Below are 21,529 nucleotides of genomic sequence, written 5' to 3'. Positions count from 1 at the left end.
TCGAAGGGAATAATTTTTATCTTCTACATAAAGATTTTTAGGAAAGTATATGAATCGTACATAAGAGGATTTCTAATAGATCTTTGTATTCCTTTAGCAATACTACAAACTCAACCTCCTTCCATAAACAAAAGACACTGGCTCTTAACCAGTGTCTTTTGTTTATAATTTTATTTTATGCTCAATAATTTTTATAGAAATGTCATTCATACAAATCATTAGATACTTTTCAGTTCCCTCGGATCTGTTACTTTGTGTTTGTATTTCTTTTCAAATTTATTAAACATGGATATATTCGCTAGTACTCCTACAGCAAACATAAGCAATGTAAGAGAAGAACCACCATAACTTACAAAAGGTAACGTTACACCTGTGATAGGAAGAAGTCCCGTTACTGCTCCTAGGTTAACAAATGCTTGAATGCCAATCATAACGGAAATACCGATAGCTAATAAGGCACCAAAAGGATCGTTGCATCTTTTAGCAATTTTTAAGCCTTGTAAAATAATAAAAAATAGCAACCCTAATACAAGTAACACTCCCCAAAAACCTAACTCTTCAGCAATAACTGCCATAATAAAATCTGTATGAGACTCAGGTAGATAACCAGCCTTTTGAATGCCTTGGCCTAACCCTTCACCTGATAGTCCACCAGTTCCTATAGCTAGGTAGGAGTTAACCAATTGGTACCCATCCCCTTGCTGATTCGCAAATGGATGGAGAAACCCAGTAAAACGAGCTAAACGAACAGGAGAAAAAACGGTGGCCATCTGTCCTGTTACTAATAAAACGATGAGCATAACAAATATTCCTACTACTCCTAACAGAGCAATCTTTAGCATGGATTTTCTAGAGATCCCTGAACATAAAACAATCGCTGCAACAGTTCCTAAAATAAGGAGAATTCCACCGTAATCGGGTTGTAAAGCAATTAAGAAACAAATAAAAAACACGATAAGGATAGGCGGAATAATAGCACGCTTTAAATCGTTTATATACTCTTGTTTATTTGCAAAAACAGCCGATAGATATACAATAATTGTTAGTTTCGTAAATTCTAGTGGTTGTATTCTAATCGGCCCCAGTATAAGCCAACTTTGTGCATTCCCGGCGGTATGGCCAAAAATAAGGACCAAAGCAAGAAGCGTAATTACTGTTACTAATAAGATTTTTAACACTTTTTTTTCTCGATAAATTTTATAGGGAATAAAAGCAGAAACACAGAAAAAGAAGAAGCCTGCTATAAGGGCAAGTTTTTGCTTTTGATAAAAATAATCCCCTTCAACACCGTAACGACTAACAGCCGTTACCATACTAGCACTGTAAACCATGACTAATCCGATGAGACTTAGAACAATTAAGGCTACAATAAATTTGTAATCATAACATTTTACTATTTTCTTAAACATAAAAACTCCTCGTTCCTTGCAAGTGTAAGATTCTTATTTTCATCATAAAAAAAAGATTCTTAGTAAATTATATAGAGTAAAAAGAACACTCAATAATATAATAACAGTTCCTCGCGCTTTGTGCTTTCCTACGATATAATCATTTACACCATGCAATATAAAAGATACTGAAACCATAAGAACAGCTATATTGTACCAGTAATCGCTATCAAACAGCCAAGCTATACTCATACAAATAAGCAATACAATTAACGTTGCATTTCGAATTCGGTTATCAATAAAAATTTGTGCGTATTTCATAAAAATCTCCCACTGCTATGTCTTTTCTTATATAGTTACGTTTTATTCTTTTCTATCCGTCTCACCTTATTTATTAGCTTATATTATACTTAGACAATTCCATATTTAAGATTAATAATCCTCTTTCTTCCAACGAGTTTGAATATATAGAACGTTTTGATATGTGATAAGTTGTTTTGCATGTTTTAATCATAGAGAATAGGATAGAGAAAACAATAAAAAATGAATCCTTTCTTTTTTCTCCTATCCGTTATTATACAGATAAATTGATTTTAGTACTGTTTGTACTTAATTTAAATATGAAAAGAGGCTTATTTAGTATTCTCACACTTCAAAGTGAGAAATAAGGAGAATTACTATGTTTTTAACTACTAAAGATAATTTCTTTCATTTCTTAATACTGGATATCATCCTTAGTTTCCTCCTCCTTTGTTTTATTATTTTTATAGATAAATATTTTGGGGAAAATAAAGATACGGATAAAGAGAAGAAAAGAAAATATCAGAAAGATTTTATTATCTTGTTAGCAATGGGATTAATCGTTTATTTTATATAGCATACTATGCACTAGATAATTTTTAATCATATGGAGGAGTTGTAGCATGATTCGAACAATCGCTATTACACAAGACCTACACGTCAAAGAAGATGTGCCCCTTGCTCACTTATCTGATTCCTCAATTAAATGGTTCTGGGTAGATCTTGCCTCTCCTTCTGAAGAGGAAGCAAAAGTATTAGAGACATTTTTCCACTTTCACCCTTTAGCTATCGAAGATTGTCTTCACTTATTACAACGCCCTAAACTTGATTACTATGAGGGGTACAGCTTTTTAGTTCTTCATTATTTAAATAGCCACAAATTAGATGTTGAAGAAGTAGACTTATTTATCGGAGACAATTATTTAGTAACCTTTCACCTTAAACCATTACTCAGTATTGAAACCGTACAACAACGTCTTTTACAACATCCTAGTGGATTTAATAAAGGAGTGTCCTATATTGCTTATGCGGTTCTAGACCAATTAGTGGATGATTACTTCCCAATTGTGTATGAAATTGAGGATAAATTAAATGAAATTGAAAGCAGAGATGCAAAAAAATCAATTGCTTTACTGATGGATGATGTTTTTGATATCCGAAGTGATTTATTAAAACTCAGAAAAACTATCCTTCCTATGCGTGATCTGCTATATCGCATTATTAATTCTGAACGTTTACATATACCTGCAGAGCAGAAAGCCTATTTTAATGATATTTACGACCATTTGTTAAAATTAACAAACATGGTGGAAGCCAATCGAGATATGACATCTGATATGAGAGACAATTACCTTTCAATTAATGCTAATCGGATGAACTCCATTATGATGACGTTAACGATTATCTCCTCGATTTTCATCCCCCTTACATTTGTCGTAGGGTTATATGGGATGAACTTTGATCATATGCCTGAACTTCACTGGCATTACGGATATTATATTGTTTTAGGAATTATGGCTTTAATGACAATTGGTATGATTCTTTGGTTTAAACGAAAAGGCTGGTTTAATGTAAATAAATAACATCAACAATATGCTCACTTATCTTCTAAAAATGGTTAATTAAAAGCAGCCCCAAAGAATGGGGCTGCTTTTTTAAGCTTTCCGACAATTATGAACATGTTGACCAAAGCATATATTTAAAGGAGATTTTTTAGCCAATAAGAATCTTTTCTTCTGCATACCGAATTTTAGATTGCTTATTTGAGCGAATTGCAAGCACAAAACCAATGGTAAGAGGCCCCACTCTGCCAATAAACATCATAATCGTAATAAGAATTCGTCCGGTAGGACTTAAGTCGCCTGTAAAATTAGCACTTAATCCAACTGTTCCGGAAGCAGAGAACGTTTCAAACAAAAGAGTAGACATATCTACACCTTTTTCTGTGATTGTAAGTAGAAAGAAAATAATAGAAACAAAAATAATTCCAGAAGTAGCAATAGAAAAAGCTCTATAAACAAGCGATTTAGGAATTCGGCGTCGAAAAACATTAATCTCTTCTTTATTTGTCAATACTGACCATAAAGCAAATAATATTAAGACAAACGTCGTTATTTTAATTCCACCGCCTGTTGAGCCTGGGGCTGCTCCAATAAACATAAGCCCCATCATATACACTTTTGAAGGTAATGTGAGTGCCCCAATATCCAAGGTATTAAAACCAGCAGTACGGGGAACTACTCCTTGAAAGTAAGCTGCCCACCATTTATCGCCCATGCCCAATTGACCTAAAGTATGAGGGTTATGATATTCTAAAGCAAAAATAATGAGTGTGCTCACGACATTTAGGAGGATAGTTGAAACTAATACAATTTTAGTATGAAGAGAAAACTTCCTTATGTTTCGTTTTCGAAAAACATCTGCAATGACAAAGAATCCAGTCCCTCCTATTATAAAGAGTAACGTAATCATAATATTTACGGTTGGATCTCCTACCCATTTACTTAAATTATCTGATTCCAAACCAAATCCTGCATTGTTAAAAGCCGATATAGAATGGAATATCCCATAATAGATTGCTCTTCCCCAGCTCATTTCTTGAGACCAACGAATAGCTAGGATAAGCGCTCCAATACCTTCCACAGCCAATGTAATTAGAACAACACGTTGGACTAATGCAATAACGCCCTGTAGGGAAAAAGCATTTAGAGATTCCTTAAGTATTAATCTTTGTTGTAATCCAATTTTTTTACCTAGCACAATAAACATCAGTATACCAATAGTCATGAATCCCCAACCACCAACTTGAATGAGAACAAGTAGAATGAGCTGTCCAAATAAAGTAAATGTAGTACCGGTATCTACCACAGCTAGTCCTGTTACACATACAGCAGAAGTGGCTTCAAAGAGAGCATCAATAAAGCTTAAATGATGTCTATCGCTTGTAGCAGCAGGAATCATTAATAAGCCGGTTCCTAATAATATTAATCCTAAAAAACCTACGAACAAGATACTTGCAGGTTCTAGGTGCTTCACTTTATGTTTTTTGCGTGACTTAGAAATTATCATATTACATTCCCTTCAAAATGTTTTGAGTAAAGGCTTATTATATATCATACCCATTTATTCGAAAATATGGTGATTGTTTTTATCGCATCCATAGCTTCCAAGTACAGGTTTTATGTGAACTAGAAATGTATACCTTATACATTGTGTCCTCAAAAAGAGCTGAATTTTACTTTCTAGACATTAACTTTCCTTATACGATATAATATGAAATATGAGAATACCTAATCATCCATCAGTTGAAAGTTTACAGTTATCTAAAGTATTTCACGCTTTAAGTGATTCAAATAGATTGAGGATTGTAAAAAGTATAGCAACAAAAGGTGAAGAAGTTTGTACGTATAAAAGAAGTAAGTTTCTGTAAAGTGTTGAGAATTAATGTTCATTTTTATTAAGATGCTCAGCTGTTTCAAAATAGCATCTGCGTACGATTCCTGTTAAATAACATATTCAAAATCTCTCAACCCAATAAAATTTGTCATACAAATTTAGTTTTTCATCTTCACAACAAAAATAGTTTGTGATATACTTCACATGTAAGGATGTTCGTAACGAACTAACAAACTCTTGAATGTAAAGTAGAAAAAGCTATTTCACTCCGATGCCAATACGATTGAAATAGCTTTTTTATGTTCTTATTTCGAAAACCCCCACTATTTCTGCTGCTATGGCCTTCTATGAAGTTTATTAATCTTGTTAAAAAATCAGCTAAACAAACCTTCAATTGTTAAATTAAAGGTTTATTTCTATATATTGTGTTATACTTTTAAACATGTATTACGGTTGTAGAGGAGTTTTAAATTGAAACAAAAAGAGATTTTTTCGTGGATTAAATCCATTATTATTGCCTGTTTTCTGGCTTTTGTGGTAAGGGAGTACCTATTTACACCTATAGTAGTAGACGGTGAATCGATGATGCCGACTTTAAAAGATAGTGAACACATTATTCTTAATGAAGTAGGTAAAAATAAAGTAAATAATATAAAAAGATTTGATATTATCGTTTTTCATGCTACAAAGGAAAAAGACTATATTAAAAGAGTCATTGGTTTACCTGGTGATCATATAGAATATCGCAATGACACGCTATATGTAAACGGTAAAAAATATGAAGAGCCTTATTTAGACCAATATAAAAAAGAAATAGCAACAGGCCCATTAACTGAGGATTTTAAACTTGAAGATTATACAGGCAGCAAAACAGTTCCAGAGGGCCAATTATTTGTTATGGGAGATAATAGAATGTATAGCTTAGATAGCAGATCCCCTAAAGTAGGAACAATCTCCGTAGACAAAATCGTAGGAAAAGCCAAATTAACTTATTGGCCTTTAAAAGAATTTGAATGGATTAAGTAAAGTCTACTAAAGCTCCCTTATGAAAGGGAGCTTTTTCTATTTCTTTGCCAGTCCGTCACATGAAATGAAGCATTGTTGCTTTAAGTTCCACACTAACTGCAGCATCTGTTTAAATTCACTTTTCCTTATATTTTCTGCGAAAGTGGGAAATAGCTGCTGCTCCTACACCAGCAATCAAAATTGAAAAAATAGTAGATAGCGTATCATTGGCAACAAACGTCTTTACCAAAAATGCAGATAGAAAAATAGCTACAAAACCTATTCCTAAATATGAAAGATTAATAATTGATCACTCCAGCTATAACGTTATTCCTATGTAAAAGGTTTTACAATTAAAAACATGATGAACATAATAACGGTAAATAAAGCCCCCTGAAGAACAAAGTTAATTGGTTTATGAGTATCTTCATTAGCCTTTACAAACAGCTTGGACCCTCTTGTATACATCACTAATTTTGTACAAAGACTAAATAAAACGCCTGCAATGATTGAAGCAATTGCTATTTTCAAGATATGAATTCACTCCTTTCTAACATAACAGAAGGATGTCCATAACTTAACATAAACACCTAAATAATACAAAAATCCAAGAATCATCGGAAGTAGTCTTTCCACTTTCTATGCCGCTACTGGTTAACTGTCCTACCTTATTTTTAAACATAATTTTGATTTTTTTATTATTGCTTTGCTACTAAATTTAATGCTGCAGATGCCTTTGGCCACCCCACGTAAAAAGCCATATGGGTTATTAATGCGATCATTTCTTTTTCAGTGACGCCATTCTTTTTTGCCAACTGCAGATGAAAAGGCATTTGTTCGGTGTTTCCGATGCTGATCAAAGCAGAAAGTGTACTCAAACTTCTTTCTTTTGAGGTTAAAGTTGGGTCTCTCCACACTTCCCCAAATAAGATATGTTCTCCATATTTCACAAAATCCGGAGCGAGATCTCTCATCTCGTTCAACAGCTTAGAATCAATACCCCTATTCATATTTATTGTGCCTCCTTTTGATTAACCATTTGTGCAATTCCTTGCCCAAATGACCAGTTTTCAAGAGATGTCTCGTTTAACGTAATAAAAATATCGTTTGTAGAAATAGCTAAGTCAGTGTGAAGTCCCTCAGCAATGGATTGGTATAGCTTCTTTTTCTGTTCGACCGCTCTTCCTTGCCCGCACGTAATGGAGATATAAATCATGTTATCTGTTCTTTTTTCTCCCCTTTCTAAGAGATACTGTGAATTATAGAAAAAATGCTGAGATGGATACGGTAAAAATAGTTGAAAATAATCATCTTTTGGGATGTGAAAATGTTGGATTAAAGACTGATGAATATGATTGCTTATTTTTTCTAATTTCTTATCGTTTAATTGATGTTCAGGATAATAAACGTTCACAAATGGCATCTATCATCTTCCTTTCTATATTTAGTTTACTTCCAATATCTTCATTTGTATAATTGAAAATATGTCGTATAAGTATCAAAAAATCCGATAGAGATGGGGTGAGAAAGTGGAAATTAAAGAATTAATGACGTTTAAAACAATTGTGGCAGAAGGAACGTTTTCACTTGCAGCAAAAAAACTAAACTATGCCCAGTCTACCGTCACCACTCATATAAAAAAGTTAGAAAAAGATCTTGGATTTCTTTTATTTGAACGAGGCTGGGAAGCAACATTAACAAAGGAAGGTACGTTATTTGTAGAAGAAGTAGATAGCTTGTTGAAGCACTGGGAGTATTCCATATCTCAAGCTCAGCGTATAAGCAAAGAGGAAAAAGGAACCATCAAAATAGGGTTATCAGAATCGATCGCTCAAAGATTGATGCCAGCTATATTAAACTATTTAAATGACGAAAAACCTTACATACACTGCGATTTTACCATTGGAAATACGGCACTTTTATCAGAACTATTACGTCAAGATAAACTGGACTTTGCTGTTTGCGGAGAGAATACAAATATTTCCAGTTCAACTTTCACCCCGCTTGGTAAAGAACAAATTCAATTTATTGTTAATACACCTAACCATCCACTACTGAAACAGGAAACAGTAGGAATAGCCGATATTATTCACTATCCCATTTTAATTGGAGAAAATAGCTGTTATTACTATCAATCTGTTAACCACTTTTTAGCAGAGAATAATTTAACCTTTAAAACCGTTTACAGCTGCAGTGCCCTGCACCTCATTCCAGAAATGATGTTTGCACATGCAGTGGGGATTATTCCTAGAGGAACTAGTTTGAAGCCAACTAACATCCCGTTTAAAGTACAAGGGTTTGACCCTCAAATGCCTATAGGACTATTAATCTCTTCTAAAAAAAGAACCTATTTGAGTCAGACAAAAAAGAGTATTATAGAGGTAATTAAGTCTACATTATCGTAGATGGAAACTTGTTTAACGTAATGAATTTATTCATGAAAAATCCTTTGCTTCCAAAGCAAAGGATTTTTTGTAGTTATAGAGAGCTTTGTCCCTTTTACAGATTAATATAATAATCATTCACTATCTCTATCATGGGCATAGTTTTTTGATAAGCTTTCTCTGAAATCCTGAGGAAGAGTCATGTTTCTAAAATTTAAACCAATTAATTCTTCAACTTCTTCATTTAAATAGGACCATTTAGATGGTGACGTCATTAAATGGTCTAACAAAATAGATTTATTAAAGCTTATCACACATATATCTAAGCTCCGCTCTCCCCATATCGCCCATTGCTTAGAAGAAGAAAACCATACCACTTTCTCTGAATGATAGTAAGGAGCATCGGCAGGGCTATCCTCCGGCCCAATTTCTAAGACATTCCTATACTCTTCACTTGATAAAGAAATAGGAAGCTGCAAATAATTAAAATAGCCAAACTCTTTATAAAAATAATCTTTGGGATGTGGATCTAAAACAGCAACTGTAACTTCTTTTTCATTAAAGATTTTTGTTAAATATTGCACGGTAGGCCAAAAATCCTCACACATGCTCCAGTAGAACTCTTCAAATAAGTAATAATCACACCTTTTGCTAAATACTTGATCAGGCAATTCCTTATTCGTGTTAAAGATATTTTTCAAATTTTTATTCTTGGATTGAAAGTCTTGGATATCTTTAATGAAAAAATTTGTGGGCTTCACAGTTTAGCCTCCTTTTTTTATTAACTGGGCGTATGTTTGAACGGCGCGATGTTATCAACCTCGCATCTTAGTTCATAAAATTGCATGATTAAGGGGTGCACATTGGAATCATATCTTAAAGCTTCCAATGTTCTCTTGCCTAACCTTCTATCTACTAATGCAAGAGCTTGAAGAATAATATTCTTAGAATTTAATGCTCGATCAATGTTCAGCTGAGGATACTGGATAAAAGCGTCATAAACATGTTCAGCGTTAAAAACGCCTCTATGTTCTAGAATACTTGCAGTGTAGTCCATATCATTTACCTTGCCAATAAATTCTGGGAAACATTCATATAAACACTCTGGAAAGGGTTTGCTTGTTTTTCTCTTCACTTCCTCCCAGAGTTTATCATGTTCCATTAAATATTCTGCTGAAGAAGCATTAAAAACTTCCTTTTTATCTAAAGTAATCCAAATACGCGTCTGCTCTCCACAAGAGACGTTATATTTAGTTAAATGAATACTCAATCTATGCTTCAACTTATCGCAGGTTAAATTCCCCATATCTTTCTTTACTTTTGTCCATTTCATACTATCCTTGTACTCCTATTCTCTCCTAAAACTATACGATTTGGCTTATAGAAACATATTATACAAGAGCACCTGATTATCTGATGCTCTTTTTATTTACTTTTTTTCTCTTTTTCACCAATAGAATTACAATTATCATGAGCAAGCCTAAAATTCTGAGTGTGAAGTGAAACAGATAGAAGACGTTCTATGTTGTGTACCCGATAATGAATTGACCTCCAAATATCATAAAGAATGATAGTCCCGGATATAACGGAGGATTTTCTATAATGTAACTTTTAATTTTGTTCATTCAATTCACTATTCTCTTATAATTAGCACTACAATTAGTGGATAAAAGAAAAGAGAGCATTGAGAATTCTCAGTGCTCCCTTTTACATTAGATCCAAAGAGTCTCCTTCTGGATACAAGGCGATATATTCCTCGTCTTCAGGATTTAAATAAGCTATTTTTACCCCTTCAAGCAAATTGTTGTCCTTTAGTTCTTCTATAATTGTTTTCGTTGCCTTTTCGACATCTATCACGTAGTTGAGAATATTAGCTGTACCACTGCCTATATCTCCACCATCACAAGAACCATTGCCTGTCCAGCCTAAACATTCATTCATTAAATCCTCAACCTGATGTCGCTTTTTAAGAGTTTCTTTCATTTGGTCTTCTTCATAACTATACTGAATAACAAGTTCGAATAGCTCATCTTCATCTAAATAATCGTAGCCTTGATCAGCTTTTTCTTCTGCTAATTCATTCATCACCTTTTCTGCCTTTTGAGATAGCGATAGTTTCTTTTCCTCAGTCTCACCAGTATCTCCAATGGCACCGTAATGAATAATAAGCATTTTACCATCTTGCCAAACTTCCCAATACGACACTTCAGCATCACTTTGTTTAACCATCTTAATCATAGCTAGCACCCCATATCATCTAAAAAATAACTCTTTAACAAGCAATTACAATAATTATTGTATATGGTAATTTCCGTTATTTCTACTGAAATTTCAATTCCAATCTTTATATAACAAGAAAAAAGCACTACCTAATTTCAATGGTTAGTGCTTTTTTGAACTATTTGCAACGTATATTAGATAATCTTTATTTATATCGCCTTGCTGAAAAAAATTGAACAATTGGAAAGATAACTAATGAAAGACATATAGCTGCGAATAAAGATATATTACCGAAATCATTTTTTCTAACAAAAATGATTCTATCTACTATCCAAAGAATAAATAGAGCTATTGTTAGGATATGATAACTTGTTTTCGCACTTATAGTGGCAACTTTCTTACCCATTTCATCTTTTTGAACTTTTCTATCGAATCCCCAGGTAGCAAATTGAAACACACTAGTTAAAACTATAACTATTCCTATAACCCCGGTTACCCCTATGGTATATCCATTTTTCTCGTTTATACATCGTTGATCTACCAATATTTTAGTCCCTTCATAAAGAGTAGTTCTTGTATGAAAAGCGAATCTTTTATTCAGATGCTCGCCTGGTTCAAAACAGTCTCTGCCTACGACTTACCCTAAATCACCTATTCACCCTCTATCAAAGCAATAAAACTTGTCATACAAATTTAGCTTTTCATCTTCACAACAAAAATAGTTTGTGATATACTTCACATGTAAGGATGTTCATAACGAACTAACAAACTCTTGAATGTAAAGTAGAAAAAGCTATTTCACTCCGATGCCAATACGATTGAAATAGCTTTTTTTATGCTCTTATTTCCATCACCCCATCCTTTCTGTTGCTATACTGGGTTTAATCTAGTCCTCTAAAAGAAGTAGTAAGTTCTTGATTAGTAAGGATAAAGATAAAGATAAACATAATACTATTAGATTTCCGATACGAAGCATTTACAACCATCTGTCACCTTTCTTTAAAAAATGATAAATCAAAAAAAGTTAAGCTAAGAGCCATAGCGAAAGGTATACTAAGGTCATACATATCGATTTGGGATGATCGAAACATATAGTTAAAAATATAGATAGCAGCACTAAAGGAAATGAACAGCCCAACAAACTTCAATAGTCGCTTTCTTAGTTCAAACCATTTTACTTTTTTGATGTTACTAATCAACAGAATCGTCCAATAAAACGATATGATGATAATAAATATAACGTATACTACTATAAATCCAAACGAAAATGAATTATCAATATCCATATATGTAATAAAAGATATAATAACCGTACTTAGCACACACAGCGTACAGATGAGAGATGTAACAGTGCTTTGTTTCATTATACCCCCTCCTCCTTCTATCCTTCATCTTACTATCCCATTTTTAAAAAAACTCATTTCCCTTTTGAAACGATTATCTAACATTCTACAAAGTTTGCAACAAATTTTGTGTATTCATCCTAAAAGAGTTGTAGCATCCTATATAGAAAAATAGCTAGGATTTACATCTGTATGTCTAAAGCAGCCATACAAATAACAGCGAGTTTCCAATGTAGGTTCATACTTTACAACAGGAGCTTTTCCCCAATACACTTCTTTAACCGTATTTTTAATGAAAGCAATCTCTTCTTTTGTCACTTCTTTGTATTCTACTTTAAACTCTTCTTCCTCATCTGGATCTTGAAGAACTTCTTGCATTTCTTTTTCTTTTCTTTGGATAGTCTTAGAAGCAAGTTCTTCAATTTGTTTTGTTTTTGAAAGCTTCCATAACGAATGAAAATAAGTCGGAAAGAACTCTTCTGAATAAAATTCCCAATCTAACTTGCAGTAGATATTAACAACCTCTTCATAATCCTCCAGAATATAATAGATCTCTGCTATATCAGCTTCTAAATCTTCTCCTTCTTTTTTACTCAGCAGCAGCAGCTCTTTTACAGCTTCTTTTGCTTCTGATTCCCTTCCCAAATGCGCTAGACAAATTCCATAGCTAAGGAATGGAAACAAACTATCGTTGTTAGAAGATCGCAGTAAGTGCGCTTTACGAAAACATTCCGCTGCTTCAGATAGCCTTCCTTTTTTGTAGTAGCATAACCCAAGATTATTTAGATTTTCTAGTGAAGGAGTTAAAGTGATGGCTTCTTCTAATATACCAATTGCTTCTTCATACTTTCCACTTGCTTCTGCATGTGAAGCGCAACCTTTTCAAAATCTATTTCATCATACTTGCTCATAGTCATACTCCTTTTAAATAGCAAACGTAAAAGCCGCCTCGATTTGTCAGATAAGGCAGCTTTTACGAGAAATTTAATATAGAATCTGTTTTATTATGAATAATAGTATACTTTTCCGATAAACACTATATTTTCCTGTAAAGACCCTCTCGTCTGTGCAGAGAATATAGTTAACTATAAATTTAATGATAACTATGATTTAGTTATTTATCATCATCTATCTCATTTTATAAAATGTAGCCACTGGTCTACTCTACTATAATTGAATGTCTGAAATGTTGAATACTAAAGAAAGGAAATGAATAATGGTTGGTCTGTAGGAATGTATCAATCTTATTCGTCTAAAGATGACCATAAAAATAAAAGTAGGCATTGTCATGAAGTTAATAAGGTTGTTGCAAGAAAATTACAGTTAAAACACTAAAGCCAAAGAAATGTATAGCCTTCTATGGCTTTTTTTACTACTGGTAAATCTGCGTCAGTCTCTAGTTTAAAAAATCCCGTTTATATTGAACAGCAAGATATATACCGGAAGCAATGAATGCAATGGAATATTTAAATAAGAAGAAAATTTGCCACATATATTCTTTTGGGAAAATCAAATCGCATAAAATGACTCCACACAACATAATGAGGGCACTTTTTAAACTTATTTGAGTTGTTCTTTCGTCAGCCTCCCCCATTTTTTTATAAAATACATATACTAAAATCAATCCAGCTATAAGCGATATGATACCGATACCAATAAGAATATTCCAGTTACTAGTTGATTGTTCTGTCCAGGTTCTCAAAGGAGTAAAAATGGCATTTCCTATTTTGTCAGTTATCATTTTAATCCCTTCCTTTCACATAACTAAAAATATCGTTAACATCTACGTTAAAGAAATCAGCTATTCGAAAAGCTAAAACGAGAGAAGGCGAGTAATTATTCTTTTCCATTACATATATCGTTTGTTTAGATACGCCCACTGCGTCAGCCAATTCTTTTTGAGACATCCTGTTTAAAACTCGGTGCTCATACACTTTATTTTCAACGTAGTCACCATTTTTTTCTTTCAATGTAATCACCTTCCTTTTTTTGACTACAAATCCATCATACACTAAACTTATATAAAGGTAAAGTAAACTTATACAAAAGATAAATATTATTATACATTTTAGGAAAATAAAAAGAGTTAGACTCTTAGCAATGAATCTAACCCTTTTTCTATTTCAACATCAAAAAATAAAGTACTCATTTCCTTTTACTATTTAGAAAAGATTTATTTTCTTTTCTTCGTTAAGACCAATATTTGTTGATTAGTTGAATCCCATTAAATTTTTCACCTGTTGAACATTTTCTAAAGAAGTTAATTTTTCTAATAGTAAAAAGGCCACGTCAAACCCGGTGCTCGGGTTTGATGAAGTAATGATATTGTGATCTACGACAATATAATCATCTTGAACAAGTGCGCCCAATTCTTTTAACTGTGCCCTTCTTATACTTTTAGGGTGATTATAAGTAGTAGCTTTCTTCCCTTCAAGGATTCCACTTTTTCCAAGTGAAAGAGCGGCAACACAGACACTGGCTATAGGTTTTCCTGCTGAGTGAAATTCTCGAATAACCTGCAGGAATCTCTCATCGTAAGCATCTTCATAAAAATTTGCTTCTTCAAAACCACCGGGTACAGCAAGCGCATCAAATTCTTTTACATTAATATCTGATACTAGCATTTCCGGTATCACAGTAAAGTTCCATGTACATGTTAGTTTTGGATGTAAGCCCGCTGTGATTAGTTCAGTCGTGCCGTCTCCCTCAAATTTATTCCATCCAAATACATCTGTAAAAACGCTTGCTTCTACAGCTTCAAATCCATTTGCTAAAAGCAATAATATTTTCTTCATAGAATCATCTCCTTTCAGTAAATTTTATGAAATATTTATGCGATGTTATATACAAATAATTAGGTTATTTCTAAAGATAACTTTACTAAATGAGGTAATTACTTGATAATAATTAATAAAAAAAGGTTGACGATAAAATGGACGCAATAGATAAAAAAATACTTCATGAACTGCAGGCAAATGCTAAGATTTCAATGAAAGAATTGGCTCAAAAAGTTTACTTATCTTCCCCTTCCACCATTGAACGAGTGAGAAGATTAGAGGAACAAGGGATTATAAAAGGCTATAAAACAATTGTTGATGCAGAAAAGTTAGATAGAAATATAACTGCGTTTGTTTTATTTGAGACAACAAGATGTAAGGATCTTGCGGCGTTTTGTAGCGTTCATCCTGATGTAATGGAATGCTATCGTGTAGCTGGAAAAATAAGTTACATAGCAAAAGTATGTACAGAGTCCGTGCATACTTTAGAAGAATTTATTGATAAAGCTATGGAGTTTGGTATACCATCAACAAACATCGTTTTATCATCACATACGAATATGGAACTTAAATTATCCCAAGATACTAGCAACGAATAACGTTTAAAAAGTATGTTTATTTATTTGTCCATTAACAGTATTCAAGTCGATTTTTCAAGAGAGCTAAATCAAAAAAAGTTCATATATAAGCTTGTTATAATAAGGATTATTGTTAAAGGTAAGGAGGAGTATAAGTGCAAATAAAAACACATGAAAGACAGTCATTTTATGCCGGATGTCAATTCGTGGATATAGAAGATCAAACAAATGAACACGTCTTGCCTCTGCTTATTATGTACCCTACATATAAAGAAGAAAAAGTTGAAAAGATGGGACCTTACACGATAAGCGCTGCGCAAGATGCTCCACTTTCAGACGGATCATTTCCTTTAGTCATTATTTCTCATGGCGATGGAAGCACGCCTCTTGCTTATCGAACCATTGCCCAGTTTTTAGCACGTAATGGTTTTATTGTAGGAATACCTCAACATCCGTTTAATAATCGAGAGAATAATACGCTATCTGGAACAATAGATAACCTTAAAAACCGGCCTACCCATATACGTACTGTAATCGATTTGTTTTTAAAAGAAAGTTCCTTTTCTACATCCATTAAATCAAATAATATTTCTCTTATTGGCCATTCAATGGGAGGATATACGGCTCTTGCTGTGGCAGGTGGAGTCCCCACTTCTTTTCCTTCTGAGTCTCCTGATCAAAAGCCTTACTGTTTATCTGTTGATCATGATAAACGTGTTCAATCACTGATTCTTTTAGCACCAGCCGCCGGATGGTTCAGAGAAAGAGGAGCGCTTGAAGACGTAAATACACCTATTTTAATGATTACAGGTGAAAAGGATACGATTACTCCTTCTTTTCACGGGGAATTTGTATTAAATGGCGTTTCTGATGTGGAAAAAGTTCAGCATATCGTTGTAGAAAATGGAGGACATTTTTCATTTCTCAGCCCATTTCCCGACTTTATGAAGTCTCCTACCTTCCTCCCTTCTCAGGATCCGGAAGGCTTTAATCGCAAGGAGTTTCATGAGGACCTGCAAAACGCTATATTGGACTTTTTATTACATTCTTTTTAACAGATTAGTCAGTTGTACCACCTTTTCTTTTGAAGCAATTATATCTAGAAAGAAAAGTTAAAATCCCTTAGAAACTGATGAGCTTCTAAGGGATTTTCATTTCCTATGAGGTCCATGACGCTAGTCTCCTTCTTTCTTTTTTTAAAAGCAGCCAGTATTCACAAATAAATGTTTCAAAAATTCAAAAAACATAACACACGATCTTATTAATCTGTAATAATTAAGAAATAGAGATATATAGAAAAAGTGCTGCTTATTGAATTGATATTTTTACTCTTTTACAGAATAAAAGGGGGATTTACAATATGGCTTTAAAAAAAGGTCAGCTAACCGGACATTTATTCTTGGCTAAACTTATTACACAGTACGCAATGATTCATCAAAAAACGGTAGGCCCCGTAGCTGAAGAATATATTAAACAACTTGGTATTCGTACTGGAGAGTGGATGGAAGGCTTTTATAGCGATAAGCATGAAAAGTGGACGGTAGAGGAATATGCAGAAGTTATAATTGACCTTAAAAATTCAATTGGAGGTCACTTTGAAATTGTTTCCGTTCATCCAGACCATGTGGTTGTAAGCGCTACCCAATGTCCATTTGGCGACGTCGTACAGGATGCTCCTCATTTGTGTAAGATGACGTCTAGTGTGTTTGGAGGAATTGCAGCTCGTAAATTTGGCTATGGAAAAGTGAGCTTGCGCCAGCGTATTGCTCTTGGTCATCCAATGTGTGAAGTTGCTATATATTTTACAAAACACAGTGAAGAAAATGGAGATGTGTATGAAGATCTTCCTGTTACGCCTTCTTATGGTAACCCTTTTGATTGGGAAGAGGAAACAATTCATATGCTTAATCAAGAACTTCGAAGAAGCGATGAAATGATTGAAACCCTTCTTGCTGAATTAGAAGAATTACGTAAATAGTATTTCATTACCACACTTAACTATTAAGACATTTTGTTCTAGTTAGAGAAGCAAAACAAGATGTAGAAAACAAAGAGCAGCCTTTAATTGAAGGTTTGCTCTTTGTTTTCACCACTCATTTTAATTATTATGGTAAGCAGAAAAAAAAAAGTAAAAGTTATTATAGCTATTTAGGGATTTTCTTTGTAACCTTATGCTTACGAATCAGATGAGTCACCCTAAAGAATCCTTGAAGCGGTCAGAATGCCTTTGTTAGTTGCATGAACTGATAATGAATGGATTGACGATACTACTTCAAGCTCTTGTCTATCATTTTTCATTTCTCGACTTTTTTGTAAGGCACTGCATGACTTTCTTGCTTGCGTATACTGGCCAAGATCATTATCAGTAATACTAAACCAATACCAACCATAATGGTGGTTTTTCCCCCGAAATGAGCTAGCCCACTCAAGAATAGTCCCACTATACCGAAGTCTGAATCTGAAAATGTAGCATTTGATAGACCCAAATCTCCCAACACAGGTATTAATAGAATTGGCATGAAACTGATTAAAAGGCCGTTCACAAATGAGCCTAAAATCGCACCTCGTACACCACCCATTGCATTTCCAAACACCCCTGCAGCCGCACCCGTAAAGAAGTGAGGTACTACACCTGGTAAAATAATGATTCCTCCCGATAAAACTAGTATTAACATACTAACAATACCGCCTAAAAAACTTGAAAAGAAACCAATTAATACAGCGTTTGGTGCATAAGTATATATAATTGGAACATCTAATGCTGGCTTTGAATTTGGCACAATTTTAGAAGATATTCCTTTAAATGCTGGTACAATTTCAGCTAATACCAATCGTACACCAGCTAAAATGACGAAAACGCCGGCAGAAAACATTCCTGCTTGAAGTACCGCAAATAAAATATAGTTTTTTCCGTCACTTAATTTACCTTCGACATAACCAGGCCCCGCAAAAAGAGCGACAATAACGTAGAAAATCGCCATAGTTAATGCAATACTAACTGTACTGTCTCGTAAGAAGCCGAGCCCTTTTGGAAAGTTAATTTTTTCTGTTGATACAATCTCTTTCTTTCCCTTTACAGCCATCCCCACGAGACCACCAACTGCAAAACCAACTGCTCCAGAATGTCCTAATGCCACATTATCATTACCTGTTAGTTTACGGATAAAAGGCTGAACGAGTGCTGGAGAAAGTGTCATGAAAATCCCCACCGTTAAAGCACCAAAGAGAATTAATGAAAACGATGTAAAACCACTTACGGATAAAATGATGGCAATCATACATGACATGTACAAAGTGATATGTCCTGTCAGAAAAATATATTTAAATCGTGTAAAACGAGCAATCAGCAGGTTTACAATCATACCAAAAAACATAATTAATGCGGTCGAAGAACCATATTTACTCAGTGCAATCGCAACGATGGCTTCATTATTTGGAACGACACCGTTTACGTTAAATGCTGCTTTGAACATTTCTCCGAATGGAGCGAGGGCTTGCTGAAGAATCCCTGCACCTGCTGTAATAACCAGGAATCCAACAAACGTTTTTGTTGTTCCTTTTAGTGTATCTGAAAGATTTTTCTTTTGTGCAAGTAGACCTACTAGAGCAATTATGGCTACTAAAACTGAGGGTTCACTCAGAACGTTAATTAATACATTTAACACCTGATTCATCTCTATCACCTCTCAATTTCTTTACAGTAGATTTTTTTCTTGCAGAACCCCTGTTAACTTGGCGCGTAATTCTTCTAAATCAATAATATTATCCAAAATTACGACGTTTCCTAAGCTTGCACCGCCTTCTGCAATATCTTTTGCAAGGAAGAACACGTCTGCATCCTCTGGTGTTGCAGAACCTAAATCAGAATGATTGACTTCTACGCCGCTTACTCCCATCTCATTCAACAACTGTTGAATATTCATTTCTACCATAAAACTTGTTCCTAATCCTGATCCGCATACTGTTAAAATTTTCATTATTCATCTTCTCCTTTTTTTCGCATCATAGCTATAATTTCAGCTGAAGTTTCAGCTTCTTTTAAACGTTTTAATGAGTCTTCATTTACTAAAAATGAGGTCAATTCTGCCAGCGCTTTTAAATGTAATTTGTTATCAATGGCTGCTAGACAAATAAACAAGTCAATTGCATGTTCTTCTTGGTTCAGTAACAAAACTGGTTTCTTCATTCGTAGAAGGGACATACCAAGCTCTTGTACACCTTGTTCTGGCCGGGCATGAGGAATAGCTATCCCTTTCCCTATATGAATAAAAGCTCCCATTTCTAAAACTCTATTAATCATTGCTTGAGTATAGGCTGAAGTAATATAATGCTGTTCTTCCAAAGGTTTTGCTGCTAGTTGGATTGCTTCTTCCCACTCTAGAGAAGCGTCAGAGAATTGAATCTTATCCTCTGTTAAAAGTTCAGAAAGCATAGGGGCGTAACTCCTTTCACGTGTATGGCTCTGTCTTAAATGTTTCGTTAAATCTTCATAAAGCGATTTTTCATTTTTAATAGTTGCATATTTTCGTATGGTCGCCATTAACTTATCCATTGGGATAGTTGATTGAACCGGCAAATTGAAATCAGCTGCCACAGCCTGCTGCAAATAGTTTTCCTCTAGCGCTGTTAATAATGGGCGTGTTAAATAAACAGGCTTGGATGATTCCAAATAAATAGTTGAAAAAATCATATCGTAACTGTCCGGTGACAGTTTTTCGATTTCTGCAGCCGAATATGATTCTGTAAAATGCAATTTTGGAAACAATTGTCGTAATTGCGTTCGCAGCATCATAGAGGAACTAATCCCGTTTGGGCAAACGATTGTGGCTTTATACACTTTAGGTTTAGCCTCTAGTTTTCGAACATGCCCACCGAATAAAATCGTAAAATACCCTATCTCTTCATCTGAAATACATTTTCCCGTATATTCAGAAAGTGGCTTCAACGCCTGTTTAACAAATTCAAAGAGTACACCGTGCTCTGTTTTAATTGTGTCAATCAACGGATTTGATAATGGTACTTCACAGATGATTCTAAAATAGGCTGGTACCAAATGTTTATATAAGAGCGATTTTAAAATATGCCTTTCCTTAAATGGTACTAATATTAAGCGCTCTACTTCTGAAATAATAGTACTCGATACAAGGTCAAGCTTTTCATCAATATGGAGCTCTTCTATATTCTGCATAGCAGATAACAATTGAACCGTTAGATAGATAACCTCTGCTTCAGGCACTTCATCAAATAAATAAGCTGATAGCTCTTCCCCCATTTTTAGTAAGGGCTGTTCTTTCATTAATTTAATTTGCTTGATTGGTAGAATCAGTTTATGATGCCCTGACCTGCACTGTAGAAATAAGAGTTCATAAACTAGCTGATCTAGCCGGTTACTAACAAAATCAATCCGATATTTTTCAGCTAAATCATTTACGTTCTCTCTAATTGCTGAACCTGTATTTTCATAATTCCAACTATTAAGAACCTGCTTCATCCCTGAAATGCCCATTGGCAATTGCAAAAGTGTTCCAATACAAATAGTTGCAAATCGACGCTTAAGCCTCTCTTCTCCCTCTAGGTGAAAGCCATCTGTCCGGTTATAAGATAACTGGATACCTTCTTTCTCACAATACGAACGAAGCTTTTTAATATCCGCTAGTGCTGTATTCCTGCTTACCTGCAGAAAAGACTGATAATGTATATTTGCTATCGCCTCTTTTCGAATATACGTGTATAAATAAATTAAGTATATCCGCTCAGTCTCTTGAAAAACTGACTGCTGACGGTTAAGCGATGTTCCTTCTAGTTTCCAATAGTTTTTAATTCTTTCATCAACCTTAAATTCTATATCAATCACTTGAATTTTCGGTAAATCTAAATTGCTTAATGCATTGTTCAACTTATCAAGCGTATAAGCAAATTGTCGAGGTGATAAATTTATTTGAAGTCTCAACTCCGGAATTGATAACTTCGGGTAATTAATCATCTGCTCAAGCAGCTGCAATGTTTTATGATCAAACATCTTATTATCCTCCTCATGTTTATTATAAAATAGAAGTGTTAGCGATTACATAACTGTTCAATCCAATCTTTGTTGTCGTTTTAGAATAGCCATTGGGCTGAAGGTTATATTTTCCATTT

24 protein-coding genes and 1 pseudogene are annotated in these 21,529 nt (G+C 34.1%); 6 read left to right on the top strand and 19 right to left on the bottom strand.

The genetic code is table 11. The features are described 5' to 3' along the window. Nucleotides 1-218: 218 nt before the first annotated feature. Both ftsW and MMB69_RS06305 read right to left on the bottom strand, forming a co-directional pair. Nucleotides 219-1,409 carry a putative lipid II flippase FtsW gene (ftsW, locus tag MMB69_RS06310; protein ID WP_221786222.1) on the bottom strand — a complete coding sequence of 397 codons (1,191 nt, stop codon included), beginning with the start codon at nucleotides 1,407-1,409 and terminating at the stop codon, nucleotides 219-221. Nucleotides 1,410-1,451: 42 nt separating this feature from the next. Further along, nucleotides 1,452-1,709: a hypothetical protein gene (locus MMB69_RS06305; protein ID WP_098325100.1), complete on the bottom strand. Its 258-nt coding sequence runs from the start codon at nucleotides 1,707-1,709 to the stop codon at nucleotides 1,452-1,454. A 602-nt stretch (nucleotides 1,710-2,311) separates the two neighbouring features. Here MMB69_RS06305 and corA point away from each other — a divergent pair. After that, entirely contained in the window at nucleotides 2,312-3,271 is a 960-nt protein-coding gene (gene corA, locus MMB69_RS06300; RefSeq protein WP_221786223.1) for a magnesium/cobalt transporter CorA, read from the top strand. A 130-nt stretch (nucleotides 3,272-3,401) separates the two neighbouring features. On the opposite strand, the gene MMB69_RS06295 is transcribed toward corA, so the two are convergent. Beyond that, nucleotides 3,402-4,757, bottom strand: a complete 1,356-nt coding sequence (locus MMB69_RS06295) for a TrkH family potassium uptake protein (RefSeq protein WP_277447381.1) — start codon at nucleotides 4,755-4,757, stop codon at nucleotides 3,402-3,404. A gap of 798 nt (nucleotides 4,758-5,555) precedes the next feature. Between MMB69_RS06295 and lepB the strand changes: the two genes are divergently transcribed. Further along, complete coding sequence (gene lepB / locus MMB69_RS06290; RefSeq protein ID WP_277447380.1) at nucleotides 5,556-6,110, top strand: signal peptidase I; 555 nt, start codon at nucleotides 5,556-5,558, stop codon at nucleotides 6,108-6,110. 312 nt (nucleotides 6,111-6,422) lie between these two features. Here the strand turns inward: lepB and MMB69_RS06285 are convergent, their stop codons facing one another. The 3 genes from MMB69_RS06285 to MMB69_RS06275 form a co-directional block, all read right to left on the bottom strand. After that, complete coding sequence (locus MMB69_RS06285; RefSeq protein ID WP_277447379.1) at nucleotides 6,423-6,620, bottom strand: hypothetical protein; 198 nt, start codon at nucleotides 6,618-6,620, stop codon at nucleotides 6,423-6,425. 167 nt (nucleotides 6,621-6,787) lie between these two features. After that, nucleotides 6,788-7,099: a carboxymuconolactone decarboxylase family protein gene (locus MMB69_RS06280; protein ID WP_277447378.1), complete on the bottom strand. Its 312-nt coding sequence runs from the start codon at nucleotides 7,097-7,099 to the stop codon at nucleotides 6,788-6,790. A gap of 2 nt (nucleotides 7,100-7,101) precedes the next feature. Then, nucleotides 7,102-7,512 carry a tautomerase family protein gene (locus tag MMB69_RS06275; protein ID WP_277447377.1) on the bottom strand — a complete coding sequence of 137 codons (411 nt, stop codon included), beginning with the start codon at nucleotides 7,510-7,512 and terminating at the stop codon, nucleotides 7,102-7,104. 106 nt (nucleotides 7,513-7,618) lie between these two features. Here MMB69_RS06275 and MMB69_RS06270 point away from each other — a divergent pair, with 106 nt between their 5' ends. After that, nucleotides 7,619-8,494, top strand: a complete 876-nt coding sequence (locus MMB69_RS06270; protein ID WP_277447376.1) for a LysR family transcriptional regulator — start codon at nucleotides 7,619-7,621, stop codon at nucleotides 8,492-8,494. Nucleotides 8,495-8,607: 113 nt separating this feature from the next. On the opposite strand, the gene MMB69_RS06265 is transcribed toward MMB69_RS06270, so the two are convergent. The 10 genes and pseudogenes from MMB69_RS06265 to MMB69_RS06225 form a co-directional block, all read right to left on the bottom strand. Then, nucleotides 8,608-9,234 carry a hypothetical protein gene (locus tag MMB69_RS06265; protein ID WP_277447375.1) on the bottom strand — a complete coding sequence of 209 codons (627 nt, stop codon included), beginning with the start codon at nucleotides 9,232-9,234 and terminating at the stop codon, nucleotides 8,608-8,610. Nucleotides 9,235-9,254: 20 nt separating this feature from the next. Beyond that, nucleotides 9,255-9,806: an SF0329 family protein gene (locus tag MMB69_RS06260; RefSeq protein WP_277447374.1), complete on the bottom strand. Its 552-nt coding sequence runs from the start codon at nucleotides 9,804-9,806 to the stop codon at nucleotides 9,255-9,257. A gap of 374 nt (nucleotides 9,807-10,180) precedes the next feature. Further along, a complete protein-coding gene (locus MMB69_RS06255; protein WP_277447373.1) occupies nucleotides 10,181-10,711 on the bottom strand; it encodes a WGR domain-containing protein in 531 nt (176 codons plus the stop codon). Between the two features lie 187 nt (nucleotides 10,712-10,898). Next, nucleotides 10,899-11,237 (bottom strand): hypothetical protein, encoded by a 339-nt coding sequence (locus MMB69_RS06250; RefSeq protein ID WP_277447372.1) that lies wholly within the window; start codon nucleotides 11,235-11,237, stop codon nucleotides 10,899-10,901. 445 nt (nucleotides 11,238-11,682) lie between these two features. After that, nucleotides 11,683-12,057, bottom strand: a complete 375-nt coding sequence (locus MMB69_RS06245) for a hypothetical protein (protein WP_277447370.1) — start codon at nucleotides 12,055-12,057, stop codon at nucleotides 11,683-11,685. A 138-nt stretch (nucleotides 12,058-12,195) separates the two neighbouring features. Then, complete coding sequence (locus tag MMB69_RS06240) at nucleotides 12,196-12,681, bottom strand: hypothetical protein (RefSeq protein WP_277447369.1); 486 nt, start codon at nucleotides 12,679-12,681, stop codon at nucleotides 12,196-12,198. A gap of 63 nt (nucleotides 12,682-12,744) precedes the next feature. Then, a pseudogene (locus MMB69_RS27285) lies at nucleotides 12,745-12,849 on the bottom strand (tetratricopeptide repeat protein); the annotation flags it as partial. Nucleotides 12,850-13,432: 583 nt separating this feature from the next. Next, nucleotides 13,433-13,777, bottom strand: a complete 345-nt coding sequence (locus MMB69_RS06235) for a DUF2178 domain-containing protein (RefSeq protein ID WP_277447368.1) — start codon at nucleotides 13,775-13,777, stop codon at nucleotides 13,433-13,435. 1 nt (nucleotide 13,778) lies between these two features. Further along, complete coding sequence (locus MMB69_RS06230) at nucleotides 13,779-14,006, bottom strand: helix-turn-helix transcriptional regulator (RefSeq protein WP_028414839.1); 228 nt, start codon at nucleotides 14,004-14,006, stop codon at nucleotides 13,779-13,781. A 240-nt stretch (nucleotides 14,007-14,246) separates the two neighbouring features. Continuing rightward, nucleotides 14,247-14,831, bottom strand: a complete 585-nt coding sequence (locus tag MMB69_RS06225) for a DJ-1/PfpI family protein (RefSeq protein WP_264408336.1) — start codon at nucleotides 14,829-14,831, stop codon at nucleotides 14,247-14,249. Between the two features lie 137 nt (nucleotides 14,832-14,968). Between MMB69_RS06225 and MMB69_RS06220 the strand changes: the two genes are divergently transcribed. The 3 genes from MMB69_RS06220 (at nucleotide 14,969) to MMB69_RS06210 (ending at nucleotide 17,369) form a co-directional block, all read left to right on the top strand. Further along, nucleotides 14,969-15,412, top strand: a complete 444-nt coding sequence (locus tag MMB69_RS06220) for an Lrp/AsnC family transcriptional regulator (protein ID WP_221786231.1) — start codon at nucleotides 14,969-14,971, stop codon at nucleotides 15,410-15,412. Nucleotides 15,413-15,546: 134 nt separating this feature from the next. Beyond that, a complete protein-coding gene (locus tag MMB69_RS06215; protein ID WP_277447366.1) occupies nucleotides 15,547-16,446 on the top strand; it encodes an alpha/beta hydrolase family protein in 900 nt (299 codons plus the stop codon). A gap of 305 nt (nucleotides 16,447-16,751) precedes the next feature. Continuing rightward, a complete protein-coding gene (locus MMB69_RS06210; protein ID WP_277447365.1) occupies nucleotides 16,752-17,369 on the top strand; it encodes a methanogen output domain 1-containing protein in 618 nt (205 codons plus the stop codon). A gap of 316 nt (nucleotides 17,370-17,685) precedes the next feature. On the opposite strand, the gene MMB69_RS06205 is transcribed toward MMB69_RS06210, so the two are convergent. Genes MMB69_RS06205 through MMB69_RS06195 form a run of 3 tightly spaced genes read right to left on the bottom strand, consistent with a single transcriptional unit; the run spans nucleotide 17,686 to nucleotide 21,410 of the window. After that, on the bottom strand, nucleotides 17,686-19,065 hold the full coding sequence (locus MMB69_RS06205) for a PTS ascorbate transporter subunit IIC (RefSeq protein WP_221781106.1): 1,380 nt from the start codon (nucleotides 19,063-19,065) through the stop codon (nucleotides 17,686-17,688). A 21-nt stretch (nucleotides 19,066-19,086) separates the two neighbouring features. Continuing rightward, complete coding sequence (locus MMB69_RS06200; RefSeq protein ID WP_028414844.1) at nucleotides 19,087-19,368, bottom strand: PTS sugar transporter subunit IIB; 282 nt, start codon at nucleotides 19,366-19,368, stop codon at nucleotides 19,087-19,089. Then, nucleotides 19,368-21,410, bottom strand: a complete 2,043-nt coding sequence (locus tag MMB69_RS06195) for a BglG family transcription antiterminator (protein WP_277447364.1) — start codon at nucleotides 21,408-21,410, stop codon at nucleotides 19,368-19,370. The genes MMB69_RS06200 and MMB69_RS06195 overlap by 1 nt, the downstream gene beginning before the upstream one ends. Nucleotides 21,411-21,529: the final 119 nt, after the last annotated feature.

The sequence above is a fragment of the Priestia sp. P5 genome, assembly GCF_029522155.1.
In the GTDB taxonomy this organism is placed as follows: Bacteria; Bacillota; Bacilli; order Bacillales; family Bacillaceae_H; genus Priestia; species Priestia megaterium_E.
The sequence above is the reverse complement of the archived record's forward strand: the minus strand, read 5'-3'. Positions and strand labels throughout refer to the sequence as shown.

Bases quoted from the DNA above. Each gene is read 5' to 3' on its own strand.
- ftsW (WP_221786222.1), bottom strand. From the start codon at position 1,409: ATGTTTAAGAAAATAGTAAAATGTTATGATTACAAATTTATTGTAGCC.
- MMB69_RS06305 (WP_098325100.1), bottom strand. From the start codon at position 1,709: ATGAAATACGCACAAATTTTTATTGATAACCGAATTCGAAATGCAACG.
- corA (WP_221786223.1), top strand. From the start codon at position 2,312: ATGATTCGAACAATCGCTATTACACAAGACCTACACGTCAAAGAAGAT.
- MMB69_RS06295 (WP_277447381.1), bottom strand. From the start codon at position 4,757: ATGATAATTTCTAAGTCACGCAAAAAACATAAAGTGAAGCACCTAGAA.
- MMB69_RS06280 (WP_277447378.1), bottom strand. From the start codon at position 7,099: ATGAATAGGGGTATTGATTCTAAGCTGTTGAACGAGATGAGAGATCTC.
- MMB69_RS06275 (WP_277447377.1), bottom strand. From the start codon at position 7,512: ATGCCATTTGTGAACGTTTATTATCCTGAACATCAATTAAACGATAAG.
- MMB69_RS06260 (WP_277447374.1), bottom strand. From the start codon at position 9,806: ATGAAATGGACAAAAGTAAAGAAAGATATGGGGAATTTAACCTGCGAT.
- MMB69_RS06255 (WP_277447373.1), bottom strand. From the start codon at position 10,711: ATGATTAAGATGGTTAAACAAAGTGATGCTGAAGTGTCGTATTGGGAA.
- MMB69_RS06245 (WP_277447370.1), bottom strand. From the start codon at position 12,057: ATGAAACAAAGCACTGTTACATCTCTCATCTGTACGCTGTGTGTGCTA.
- MMB69_RS06235 (WP_277447368.1), bottom strand. From the start codon at position 13,777: ATGATAACTGACAAAATAGGAAATGCCATTTTTACTCCTTTGAGAACC.
- MMB69_RS06225 (WP_264408336.1), bottom strand. From the start codon at position 14,831: ATGAAGAAAATATTATTGCTTTTAGCAAATGGATTTGAAGCTGTAGAA.
- MMB69_RS06220 (WP_221786231.1), top strand. From the start codon at position 14,969: ATGGACGCAATAGATAAAAAAATACTTCATGAACTGCAGGCAAATGCT.
- MMB69_RS06210 (WP_277447365.1), top strand. From the start codon at position 16,752: ATGGCTTTAAAAAAAGGTCAGCTAACCGGACATTTATTCTTGGCTAAA.
- MMB69_RS06205 (WP_221781106.1), bottom strand. From the start codon at position 19,065: ATGAATCAGGTGTTAAATGTATTAATTAACGTTCTGAGTGAACCCTCA.
- MMB69_RS06200 (WP_028414844.1), bottom strand. From the start codon at position 19,368: ATGAAAATTTTAACAGTATGCGGATCAGGATTAGGAACAAGTTTTATG.
- MMB69_RS06195 (WP_277447364.1), bottom strand. From the start codon at position 21,410: ATGTTTGATCATAAAACATTGCAGCTGCTTGAGCAGATGATTAATTAC.